Source organism: Bradyrhizobium sp. IAR9, assembly GCF_013408065.1.
In the GTDB taxonomy this organism is placed as follows: domain Bacteria; phylum Pseudomonadota; class Alphaproteobacteria; order Rhizobiales; family Xanthobacteraceae; genus Bradyrhizobium.
Window position 1 is genome coordinate 199,139 of record NZ_JACBZW010000011.1, and the last position, 13,734, is coordinate 212,872.

General features: G+C 63.5%; 1 protein-coding gene. It reads left to right on the forward strand.

All coding sequences use genetic code 11. The features are described from left to right. Positions 1-231: 231 nt before the first annotated feature. On the forward strand, positions 232-13,653 hold the full coding sequence (locus GGD67_RS26840; protein ID WP_179737035.1) for a VCBS domain-containing protein: 13,422 nt from the start codon (positions 232-234) through the stop codon (positions 13,651-13,653). Positions 13,654-13,734: the final 81 nt, after the last annotated feature.

The window sequence follows — 13,734 nt, forward strand, 5'->3', positions numbered from 1 at the left end:
TAAGGTTAGCAGCTGTGCTGTCTTGACGCAGTCACGCAACAATGAAAACAATTTGCAATTATCAGAAGTCCTTCGTCGCTCCGTGACAGGACTTCGCCGTTCGACGTCGGGCAACGGCGCCTCGTCGAATCGATACCCGATACAATCATAACAAGACCATTTCATTTCCAACTCGCGCCGTTGGGCTGACGGCGAACTTTTGAGCATCAGAACGTTAAAGGGGGGCTCGCCATGAGCGACCAGACGATTTTGCGCGCCAGTTTTGTCTCGGAGTCCGCGGCCTATCGCAACACCTTTGGTTGGTACAACAGCTCAACAGGGCTCGGCGGAATTCTGTTCGCAAATGCGGATTCGCAAGGGGCTGGCGCCCTCACCGCCGGTGTCTCCTATGTCGACTTCGCGGTGAACACCGCCGATCTTGGCAAGATCCAGTTCTTCCTCATTCCGGACGGTGCGGCGCCGGGCCGCAACGATGCCGACGATCTCTCCGGCGCCATCAAGGTCATCAAGCTCTCGGACGGCACCTGGGCGGTCGCCGATGTCGATGCCAACGGCAACGTCATTTACGTTGCCGGCAAGCCCGACCTGCTCAGGGGCGCCGGCGCCAATGCGTTGTTCACCGAGACCTCCAAGAACGCAGGCGGCATCGATTATGCCTCATCGGTCATGGGCAGCCAGCAGACGGCAGCCAAGCTCGCCGGCGACACCGCCGACGGCGCAACCGGCACCATCGCCTGGGAGGACTCCGCCGCGACGCGCAGGTCCAACGGCACCTACACCGCGCCGGGCGACGCCGACTACAACGACGCCGTCTTCCAGGTTTCGCTCGTGCAGAATCCGGTCGCCAATGCCAATGCGGTCACGATCGGCGAGGATGCCGGCGCCACCGCGATCAACGTCCTCGCCAATGACACCAACCCCGCGGGCGGGACGCTGCGCGTCACCTCCGTCAACACGCAGGGAATTTTGGGGACGGTCAGCATCGCCGCCGACGGCCACAGCATCGCTTATACGCCGGGATCGACGTTCCAGTCGCTGCGCGCCGGCCAGTCCGCGAGCGAGAGCTTCACCTACACCGTAACCAACAGCGCCGGCCTGACATCGACGGCGACGGCGACCGTCACGATCCAGGGCGCCAACGATGCCGCAATCATCGGCACGCCTTCGGCTGCCGATGTCACCGAGGATTCCCGCAATCCGACCCTGAAGCTCAGCGGGACGATCGCGATCTCCGACGTCGATCAAGGCGAATCGGCGTTCAAGACCACCGTGGTATCCGCGGTGGGCAATTTCGGCACGCTGTCCCTGAAAGCCGACGGCGGCTACACCTATTCGATCGCCAACAGCGCCGTTCAATATCTCGGCGCCGGCGAGACCAGGGTCGAGACGTTCACGATCAGCGCGCTGGACGGCACGGCCAAGCAGGTCTCCTTCACGGTTCACGGCACCAACGATGCCGCCGTGATCGGCGCGCCCGCCTTCACCACCGTCACCGAGGACGCGAGCACGCCGACGCTGTCGGTGTCAGGCACGATCTCGATCTCGGATGCCGACCAGAACCAGTCCACGTTCCAGGCCGGCGTGATCACAGGGCAGGGCAATCTGGGCGCATTGACGCTGAATGCCAACGGCACCTACAACTATTCGGTCGCCAACAGCGCCGTGCAATATCTCGGTGCGGGCGACACCAAGGTCGAAACCTTCACCGTCAAGTCGTTCGACGGCACGGCCAAGCAAATCTCGTTCGTCATCAAGGGCGTCAATGACGCGGCGGTGATCGGCACACCCACGATTCACGATGTCTACGACAATCCGTCCGCACTCGTGCTCACCGCATCCGGCAGCATCGGAATCACGGACGTTGATCAGGGCGAAGCGGCGTTCAAGCCGGCCGTTGGCTCCGCTGCCGGCAATCTCGGCTTCCTGCTGCTGTCGGGCGACGGCAGCTATGTCTACGTCGTGGCCGAAAGCGCTGCGCATAATCTGGCGGCCGGTACCGTCAAGGTCGATACCTTCACCGTGACCGCTGTCGATGGCACCACCAAGCAGGTCAGCTTCACCGTTCACGGCCCGGCCGGCGGCAATCACGCGGCGACGATCGGCGATCCCACCATTGCCGATGTGACGGAAGACCTTGCGGCGAACAACGCCGGGAATCTGACCGCCGTGGGCAGCATCTCGGTCAGCGACCCGGACGCGGGCCAGTCCTCGTTCCAGGCCGGCGTGCTCACAGGGCCGGGCAATCTCGGCACGCTGAACCTCTCGGCCAACGGCAGCTACACCTACACCGTCGCCAACAACGCCGCGCAATATCTCGGAGCCGGCGAAACCAAGATCGATACGTTCAGGGTCACCTCTCAGGACGGCACCTCCAAGGATGTCACGTTCACAATCCACGGCGAGGACGACGGCGCGACCATCGGCAATGTTGGCGATCACGACGTCACCGAGGACGGCCAGCTGACGGCGTCCGGGCAGCTGTCCATCCTCGACGCCGACCAGAATCAGGCCGCGTTCCAGGCTGGCGAGATCACGGCACCAAGCAACCTCGGCACGGTGACGCTGCAGGCCGACGGCCACTACACCTATTCGGTCGACAACGCCGCTATTCAGTATCTCGGCGCCAACGACACCAGGACGGAGACTTTCACGGTTACGTCGGTCGACGGCACGACAAAGAACATCAGCTTCGATATCCATGGCGCGCAGGACGCGCCGAATCTGAGCGTTCAGGGCTCATCGGGCGCCGCCGACGGAAACATCACGCTTCACATTGCCGCCGATAAGGTTGACCAGAGCAGCACCTTGTCGGTGAAGATCGAGGGCGTGCCGTCGAGCTTTACGGTCCAGAACGGCGCAGCGATCGGGGACGGCGTCTGGCTCGTGACGGGCGACTCCATTCAGAACGTCGTCCTGATTCCGAACCACGCCGTCGGCAGCACCGATCCGTTCACACTGCAGGTTACCGCCATCTCCGACGACGGCATTCATCAGGCGGTGAGCTCAGCCGAGCTCGCGCTGACCGTGACGTCCGGTGCCAACGAGATCAATGCGCTGGATATCGACGGCTATATCGGCGGGGCGACCGTATTTGCTGACGCCAACAACAACGGAATACTTGACGCAGGCGAGGCGTACACGACGACGCGGGCTGACGGCAGCTTTACGTTGGCGGGCGGCTCCGGTCCGCTCGTGAGTATCGGCGGCGTCGATATCTCGACGGGGCTGCAGGTCGCCGGTGTGCTGAGGGCGCCGGAGGGCTCCACCGTCATCACTCCGCTGACGACATTGATCGTTGCGCTGGTCGATAGCACGGCAAACGACGAGCACCCGCTGACGGTGGACCAAGCCATCAACGCCATTGCGGCCGCGTTCAACGTCGATCTCGCCTCTGATCCCGCCAACCCCATTGACCTGCTGTCGTACGATCCCGTGCCCGCTGCGGTGAATGGCGATCCGACGGCAACGGCGGTGCTTGCGGCGGCTATCCAGGTCCAAAGCACGGTCGCCCAGGTGTCGGCCGTCGGCGTGGAGACGGGCGCGGTCATTACAGCCATTGCAGGCGCCATTACGGCCTCCCTGAGCGGCGCGCCCGTCTTCGATCTGGCGTCTTCGGAAACGGTTCAGAGCGTCGTCACGTCCACCGGCGTCGACGCGGCGGCCGCCGCGACGGTTATCGAGGTCGTTGCTGCCGCGAACGACAGCATTCAGGGGGCCACGAGCGTCACCGAGCTGGCGCAGGCCGGTCAGGTCGCTCAAGGCGCGGCCGCCGACCAGTTGGCTGCGACCGATTTTTCGGATCAACAATCGATTGATCAGCTCACAGACCGCTTTGTCGAAAATCTGGACACGGAGGTTTCGAATGCCGTGCTGACCCCGGTCGGGAACGCCCTGTTCGGCTCGCTCGGCGATGACGTGCTTTCGGGCGGAGCAGGCAACGATCTGATTGACGGCCAGGACGGCAACGATCGCATCAGCGCTGGTGACGGAAACGACATCCTCTTTGGCGGCGCCGGCAAGGACTATCTCGGCGGCGGCTCGGGTGACGACATCCTCGACGGTGGCCCGGGCTTCGACCGCGCCGTCTATACCGACGCAACCGGCGGCGTCACGATCAACCTCGCGGCCGGAACGGCGTCCGGCGCGGGCGTGGGAACAGATACCCTCGTCAACATCGAAGCTGCCATCGGCAGCGACTTTGCCGATACGTTCAACGCGGCGGGCTTCACCGGCGACGCCCATGTCCCGGGTAGCCCCGTCGGCTACAACGAGTTCGAAGGCAAAGGCGGCGACGACACCATCATCAGCAACACCAACAGCCAGGGTGCTGAGCTGACGCGCGTCTCCTATGTCAGCGCCACCGGGGCGGTGACGGTGGATCTCGCCGCCGGCTATGCGCAGGGTGATGCATCGGTCGGTCACGACACGCTCGTCGGGTCCGGCTTCAACGGCGTCTGGGGCTCCGCCTATAACGACACGATTCTGGGCAGCAACAATCCGATGTTCACCGCGGAGGTGTATTCGGGCTTTGCGGGCAACGACTACATCGACGGCCGCGGTGGCTATGACCGCGTCGACTACAATGTCGATCCGAACACCACGACTGGAATTATGGTCAATCTCGCCGCCGGATCCGTGACCGGCGATTCGACCATCGGAACCGATACGTTGCGCGGGATCGAGGCGATCCGCGGCACCAACTTCGCCGATACCTACAATGCCGTCGGTTTCGGCTCGGGCAGCGTCAATGCCGGCTCGAACGGGACGTTCAATGAGTTCACCGGCAATGGCGGTGACGATATCGTCACCGGCAACGGCTTCACGCGGCTCGGTTTCAACAACGCGACGGCTGGCGTCCAGGTCGACTTCGTCACTGGCTTTGCCACCGGCGATTCATCCGTCGGAACCGACCAATTCAGCGGCGTCAACGCCGTTCAGGCATCGATGTTCGACGACACGCTGCTGGGCGGGGCGACCAACGACACATTCACTGGCCTTGCCGGCAACGATTATATCGACGGTCGCGGCGGCTTCGACGTCTCGTCCTACAACAACATCTTCTTCATCACGGGAAGCATCACCGTCGACATGGCGGCCGGCATCGTCACCGGCGATGCATCGAACGGCATCGATACACTTCGATCGATCGAGGGCATTCAGGGCACCAACTTCGACGACACCTACGATGCGACCGGTTACGGCGCGAGTGGGGCCAATATCGGCAACAACGGGACCTTCAACCAGTTCGAAGGGCTGAGTGGTGACGACGTCATCACCGGTAACGGCAACACGCGCCTGATTTTCGCCAACGCGACCGGCGGGGTGACCGTCAATCTCGCGGGTGGCACCGCCACCGGTGACGGCTCGACCGGTCACGACACGTTCACCGGCGTCAACAGCGCCGTGGGCAGCAGTCTTGATGACGTTTACGACGCAACGGGTTTCACCGGCGCCAACGCGAACTTCAACACATTCCAGGGCAATGCCGGAAACGACACCATCTCCGGCAATGGCAATACGCAGATCCAGTATGGCAACGCGACCGGCGGCGTGAGCATCAACCTCACCGCGGGCACGGCCGATGGCGACGGCTCGGTCGGCCACGACATCATCACCGGTGGCGTGTTCAACGTTCTGGGGTCCAACTTCAACGACGCCATTGTCGGCAGCGCCAGCAACGATGGCCTCTCCGGCAGCAACGGCAACGACACCCTGGATGGTCGATCCGGCAACGACTTCCTCAGTGGCGGCGCCGGTGTGGACACTTTCGTCTATTCGAGCGGCGGCGGCTTCGACTTCGTCCAGGACTTCGTCCATGGCCAGGACAAGCTCGATCTGACCGGGGTCTACGGCATCTTCAGTCTCTCTGACCTGCAAGCGCACGCGGTGCAGAGCGGCCCCAACACGGTCATCACCTTCAGCTCGGGTGACGGCCTCACGCTTCAGAACGTCGATCTGAACAGCTTGACGGCGAGCGATTTCCTGTTCGGCACGCCGGCCGCGCCGATCGTCGGCGACGAGAACGCGAACGACCTCGTCGGCACCGCCAATGCCGAATCCATCAGCGGTCTCGGCGGCAACGACCGCCTCCAGGGCCTCGGCGGCAGCGATCTCCTGGACGGCGGCTCCGGCTTCGACCGCGCCATCTATACCGATACGACCGGCGGCATCGCCGTCAACCTCGCGGCCGGCACCGTCTCGGGACCCGCCGTCGGGACGGACACGCTGGTCAACATCGAAGGGGTGGTCGGCAGCAACTATGCCGACACGTTCAATGCGGCCGGGTTTAACGGCTCGACCGGTCTGCCCGGCGTAGCCGCCGGCCAGAGCGAGTTCGAAGGGCGCGGCGGCGACGATAGCGTCGTCGGCGATCTCAACGCCCTGGGGCAGGCGGTGACGCGACTGTCCTATCTGAGCGCATCCAGCGCGGTCACCGTCGACATCGGGGCCGGGACCGCGGATGGCGACGCCTCGGTCGGTCACGACACCTTCTCCAACGTCTCGACGATCTGGGGCTCGGCCTCCAACGACACGTTCTACGGCAGCGACAATGCGGCCTTCACCTACGAGACCTATGAAGGTCGCGGCGGCGACGATTACATCGACGGCCGCGGCGGCTACGATCAGGTCACCTACAATTCGGATACGACGACTACGTCGGGCATTTATGTTCACCTCGCCGCGGGCACCGTGAACGGCGATGCGACCGTCGGCACCGATACGATCCGCAACGTCGAGGCCGCCCGCGGCACCAATTTCGACGACACGTTCGACGCGACCGGATTCGGTCAGGCCGGGGCGACCAATGTCGGCTCCTCCGGCGCCTTCAACGACTTCGCCGGCGCCGGCGGCAACGACACCATCATCGGCAACGGCTCAACCCGCCTGAACTACCAGATCGCAGCCTCCAGCGTCAGCGTCGACCTCGAGACCAGCACAGTCGGGACCACGAATGCGGTTACGGTTGCCGGCAGCGCCACAGGTGCGACCGAGGGCACCGACAGCTTCACCGGCGTGAATGCGGTGCAGGGCTCGACCTTCACCGACACGCTGCTCGGCAGCAGCTTCAACAACAACTTCACCGGTCTTGGCGGCGACGACTATATCGACGGCCGCGCCGGCTTCGACACCGCGATTTACAACAGCCTCAGCACGGTCACGGGCGGTGTGACCGTCGACATGGCGGCGGGCACGGCGAGCGGTGACGCGTCGATCGGCACCGATACGCTGCGTTCGATCGAGGGCATTCAGGGCACGGGCTACGCCGACACCTATGTGGCGACCGGCTACGGCCAGGCCGGTGCGCTCAATATCGGCAACAATGGCGGCTTCAACCAGTTCGAGGGCCTCGGCGGTGATGACCAGATCACCGGCAACGGCGGCACACGACTGCTCTACACGAATGCCACCGGCGGCGTCACCGTCGGCCTGAACGCCGGCTCGGTCACGGGCGACGTGTCGGTCGGGCATGACACCTTCACGGGCGTCAACAGCGTCTATGGCAGCAATTTCGCCGATACTTACGACGCGACGGGCTTCATCGGCTTCAATTCCTTCCAGGGCCTCGCCGGCAATGACCTCATCACCGGCAACGGCAGCACGCAGCTGCTGTTCGCCAACGCCACTGGCGGCGTCGTTGTCGATCTCGCCAGCGGCACCGTCAGTGGGGATGCTTCGGTCGGGCATGACACCATCACCGGTGGCGTGAACGGCGTGTCCGGATCGAACTTCAACGATACGCTGAAGGGCAGCAGCGGCGCCGACAATCTGGTCGGCAACGGCGGCGCTGACACGTTCGTTTATGTCAGCGGCGGCGGCGCTGATTTCATCGGCGACTTCTCGCATGCGCAAGCCGACAAGATCGACCTTTCGGGCGCAGGCATCTACAACCTCGCTGACGTGCAGGCGATCACCTCGCAGCAGGGACCGAACACGTTCATCAATTTCGGCAATGGCGACAGCCTGACGCTGCAGAACGTGACTCTATCGAACCTGACTGCTGCGGATTTCATCTTCGCGCCAGGCGTTCACCTGATCGGCGATGCCAATCCGAACACGCTGGTCGGCACGGTCTATGCCGACAATTTGAGCGGCCTCGGCGGCAACGACGTCCTGCAAGGGCTCGGCGGCAACGACCAGCTCGACGGCGGCGTAGGCTTTGACCGCGCCGATTACGGCGATGCAACGGGAGGCATCACCGCCAATCTTGCGGCCGGCTCGGTGGCCGGCCCGGGCGTCGGGACAGACGTGCTGGCGAATGTCGAGGGCATCCTCGGCAGCAACTATGCCGACACGTTCAACGCGGCCGGGTTTACCGGCTCGACCGGTCTGCCCGGCGTAGCCGCCGGACAGAGCGAGTTTGAAGGGCGCGGCGGCGACGATAGCGTCGTCGGCGATCTCAACGCCCTGGGGCAGGCGGTGACGCGACTGTCCTATCTGAGCGCATCCAGCGCGGTCACCGTCGATATCGGAGCCGGGACCGCGGACGGCGACGCCTCCGTCGGCCACGACACCTTCTCCAACGTCTCGACGATCTGGGGCTCGGCCTCCAACGACACGTTCTACGGCAGCGACAATGCGGCCTTCACCTACGAGACTTATGAAGGTCGCGGCGGCGACGACTATATCGACGGCCGCGGCGGCTACGATCAGGTCACCTACAATTCGGATACGACGACCACCTCAGGCATCTATGTTCACCTCGCCGCGGGCACCGTGAACGGCGATGCGACGGTCGGCACCGACACGATCCGCAACGTCGAGGCGGCCCGCGGTACCAATTTCGACGACACGTTCGATGCGACCGGGTTCGGTCAGGCCGGGGCGACCAATGTCGGCTCCTCCGGCGCCTTCAACGACTTCGCCGGCGCTGGCGGCAACGACACCATCATCGGCAACGGTTCCACCCGCCTGAACTACCAGATCGCGGCCTCCAGCGTCAGCGTCGACCTCGAGACCAGCGTCGTCGGGACCACGAATGCGGTTACGGTTGCCGGCAGCGCCACGGGTGCGACCGAGGGCACCGACAGCTTCACCGGCGTGAATGCGGTGCAGGGCTCGACCTTCACCGACACGCTGCTCGGCAGCAGCTTCAACAACAACTTCACCGGTCTTGGCGGCGACGACTACATCGACGGCCGCGCCGGCTTCGACACGGCGATCTACAACAGCCTCAGCACGGTCACGGGTGGTGTGAGCGTCGACATGGCGGCGGGCACGGCGACCGGCGACGCGTCGATCGGCACCGATACGCTGCGTTCGATCGAGGGGATTCAGGGCACGGGCTACGCCGACACCTATGTGGCGACGGGCTATGGCCAGGCCGGTGCGCTCAATGTCGGCAACAATGGCGGCTTCAACCAGTTCGAGGGCCTCGGCGGTGATGACCAGATCACCGGCAACGGCGGCACACGACTGCTCTACACGAATGCCACCGGCGGCGTCACCGTCGGCCTGAACGCCGGCTCGGTCACGGGCGACGTGTCGGTCGGGCACGACACCTTCACGGGCGTCAACAGCGTCTATGGCAGCAATTTCGCCGATACTTACGACGCGACCGGCTTCATCGGCTTCAATTCCTTCCAGGGCCTCGCCGGCAATGACCTCATCACCGGCAACGGCAGCACGCAGCTGCTGTTCGCCAACGCGACCGGCGGCGTGACCGTTAATCTCGCAAGCGGTACTGTGGACGGCGACAGTTCGGTAGGTCATGACACCATTTTGGGAGGGGTGACCAACGCTGCGGGCTCGAACTTCAACGACACGATCACCGGTTCTGGCGGCAACGACCAGCTGTTCGGCAACGGCGGCAACGATCTGCTTGGCGGCGGTGCCGGCAACGACGGCCTGAACGGCGGCATCGGTGCAGACACCTTTATCTACGCTGCCGGCGGCGGCGCCGACACCATCGGCGACTTCCTGCAGACGGATGCCGACAAGATCGACCTCACGGGGATCCCTGGTGTCTCGACTCTTGCCGACGTTCAGGCGCTTGCCACCCAACAGGGGCCGAACACGGTCATCAACTTCGGCAATGGCGACACCCTCACGCTGCTGAACGTGACGCTGTCGAACCTCACGGCTGCCGACTTCATCCTGGGGCAGGGCGTGCATCTCGTCGGTGACGCCGGTGCAAATACACTGGTCGGCACCGCCTATGCCGACAGCCTGAGCGGCCTCGGCGGCAACGACCGGCTGAAGGGCCTCGATGGTAATGATCTGCTCGACGGCGGCCTCGGCTTCGACCGCGCCGACTATGTCGCGGCAACGGGCGGCATTACCGCAAATCTTGCGGCAGGCTCGGTGACAGGTCCAGGGGTCGGCACTGACACGCTGATGAACGTTGAGGGGATCGTGGGCAGCGACTATGCCGACACGTTCAACGCGACCGGTTTTGCGGGCGATACCGGTATTGCCGGGACCAATGTGGGCTTCAACGAGTTCGAAGGCCGCGGCGGGAACGACAGCATCACGGGCGCGATGAACAGCCTGGGTGCGCTCCTGACGCGCATCTCGTATGCCAACGCAACGGGCGGCGTGACCGTCGATTTGGCGGCCCATTCGGCGACGGGAGATGCTTCGGTCGGTACCGATACCCTGGTGGGCTCGGGCTTTGGGGGAGTTGTCGGCTCTGGGTTTGGCGACCAACTGCTCGGCAGCACCAACGGCGCCGGAACCGTGGAAATCTTCGAAGGCCGCGCCGGCGATGACTTCATCGACGGCCGGGCTGGCTTCGATCGGGCGGACTACGCGCTCGACCCGGCCGCAATGGGCGGGATCAACGTTCAACTGGCCTCGGGAACCGTGACAGGCGACGCTGCGACGGTCGGCACCGACACGCTGCGATCGGTTGAGTCCGTGCGCGGCTCGAACGCTGCGGACGTCTTCAACGCCGTTGGCTTCAGCGGGGGCAGTCAAAATGCCGGTTCCAACCTCACCTTCAACGAATTCATCGGCATGGGAGGTAACGACAGCATCACCGGTAACGGCAACACGCGCGTTGCATTCACCAACGCCACCGGCGCGGTGACGGTCGATCTGCTGGCAGGTACTGCAAGCGGTGACTTATCCACGGGCAACGATACGTTCAGCGGCGTCAACGCCGTGATGGCCTCGATGTTCAACGACACCATCAGCGGCAGCGATATCACCACGGCCACGGAGACCTTCACCGGACTTGCCGGTGACGACTTCATCGACGGCCGAGGTGGCTTCGATGTCATCAGCTACAACAACATCTACTTCTCCACCGGCCCGGTCACCATCAACTTCACGGCAGGCACCGCGACCGGTGACGGTTCGATTGGCAATGATACGTTCCGCCGAATCGAGGGTGCCCAGGGCACCACGTTCAACGACGTCTTCACGGCCACGAATTTCGGCGCAGTCGGTTTCCAGAACGGCGCAACCAACAATGTCGGCAACAACGGCAACTTCAACCAGTTCGAGGGCCTGGCCGGCAACGATGGGATCACCGGCAATGGCAACACCCGCATCATCTATTCCAGCGCGACCGATGCTGTGACGATCAACCTGCAGGCGGGGACTGCGACCGGCGGCAGTTCTGTCGGCACCGATACCTATCTGGGCGTCAACAGTGCGACCGGCAGCAACCAGAACGACACCTACAATGCCGCGGGCTTCACCGGCGTGACTTCGGCCGGATCGTTCGGCACCTTCAACCTGTTCGAAGGCCTGCTCGGTAACGATACCATCACCGGCAACGGCAATACGCGGGTCTCGTATTCTCAGGCGAGCGGGGGTGGAGTTTCCGTCGATCTTTCGACGGGAACTGTGAGCGGTGCGGCCGGCGCAGACTTCATCACGGGAGGCGTCAACAGCGTCCAGGGTTCGAACCAGGTCGACACGTTGCTCGGGAGCTCGAACAACGAGTTCTTCTTCGGCGGCGGCAGTGGCGACACGATCAACGCGGGCGGCGGCAATGACGGCATCACCGGCCAGGGCGGCAACGATACGATCGACGGCGAGGCCGGCTCCGACATGGCGATCTTCTCGGGTGCGCAATCGCAATACACCGTCACGACGGCTGGAACGGTCCAGGTTCAAGACAATGTTGCGAACCGCGACGGCACCGACTCCCTGACCAACGTCGAAGCGCTGCAGTTTAGCGACGCCATCGTGCTGCTGTCGTCGGGAGCTTCGGGCAGTCCGATCGACCTCTCGACGCAACAGTTCTCTAACACGGCACCCGTGATCGGAACGGCTGGAGATGATTATCTTCGCGTCGGAGCCAACATCTTCGGACACGGGATCAATCTGGGAGTCGGGACGGGCGATACCGTCCTGCTCAACGGCACCTTCGGTAACGGCTACACGCTCAATCTCTCGGGTGTCGAAAACCTGATCGGCAACGGCAATGATGAGTTCGTCAACCTCACGACGACCGCCAACGGACTGGTCGTCGATCTCGGCGGCGGCAATGATCAGCTCAATCTCGCGGGCGGCGCCAACACGCTCAGCCTGATCGGTGTCGAGGGAGTCGGCGGGTCCGATTTCGGTGTGGCGCCCGGCGTCAACGACGTGCTCACCTTATCGACGATTGTCACGGGCCTGCACATCAGCCTCGGCAACGGCGACAATACGATGAATCTCGCAGCCGGCGCGAACTCGTTCGTGAACATCTACGACGTCAACCACGTGCACGGAACCGCGAGCGACGATACCTTGACCGTGACCGGTGCGATCGCCGCGGCCAACGGCGTCGCGGTCGACCTCGGCGATGGCGAGGATACGATCGTTCTCAACGGAAACTTCGCGGCATTCGCCGCGCTCAGCGTCGAACACATCAACGGCAATTCAGGCGATAATTCAGTCAGCTTGACGAATACCGTCGACGGCATCGTCATCGACATGGGCGGTGGAAACGATCTGGTGTCGCTCGCCAATGGGGTGAATTCGGTCAGCATCAATGGCGTCGAAAACCTCAACGGCAGTGATTTTACCGGCAATCTCAACCCGTCGGACGATATGGTCACGCTTCTGAACACCGTGTCCGGAGTGTCGGTCAATCTCGGTGAAGGGACGGCCAACGTCCTGAATCTCGCCGCAGGCAGCAATTCGTTCGACAATCTGTGGAACGTGAATCTGCTCAACGGGAGCTCGTCGAACGACATTCTGACGTTGCAGGGCAGCCCGGCGAACGTGATTGATCTCGGCGGCGGCGACGACACTCTGAACTTCAACGCGAATGTCTATGACATCACGGTGACCAATGTCGAAACCGTCAATGCCGCCGCGAATTTCGACAGGATCACGATCGGCAATGCGTCGGGTAACACCACGATCACTGCCGGCGCAGGTGCGGACGAGATCTTCGCCAGCGCGGGCCATGACAACTTCCGCTTCGTCAGCACCGCGGATTCCGCCGCCGGTGCCGCGGATACCATTCACAGTTTCGATGCCGACAATGACAGCTTTACGTTCTCAGGCATCAGCGTCGCCGGCGGTCACATCGAGTACGTGGAGAATGCGGCGTTGCTCGGCGGCAACCAGGCCTCGGCTCATCTGCAGAACTTCGGGCCGGGTAACGACTATCTTCAGATCGATATCGATGGCGACGGAACGAGTGATATGGATGTGAGCCTGCAGAATGCGAGCGGCACGCTGCACAACGGCAACTTCCTGTTGAGCTGAGAGGGAACCGGCTTCGGAGAAGGCGTTGGCCGCCTGCCGGCCTGTCTCCGGAGCCGCCGTCCGGCAATCGACGCGCGAGCC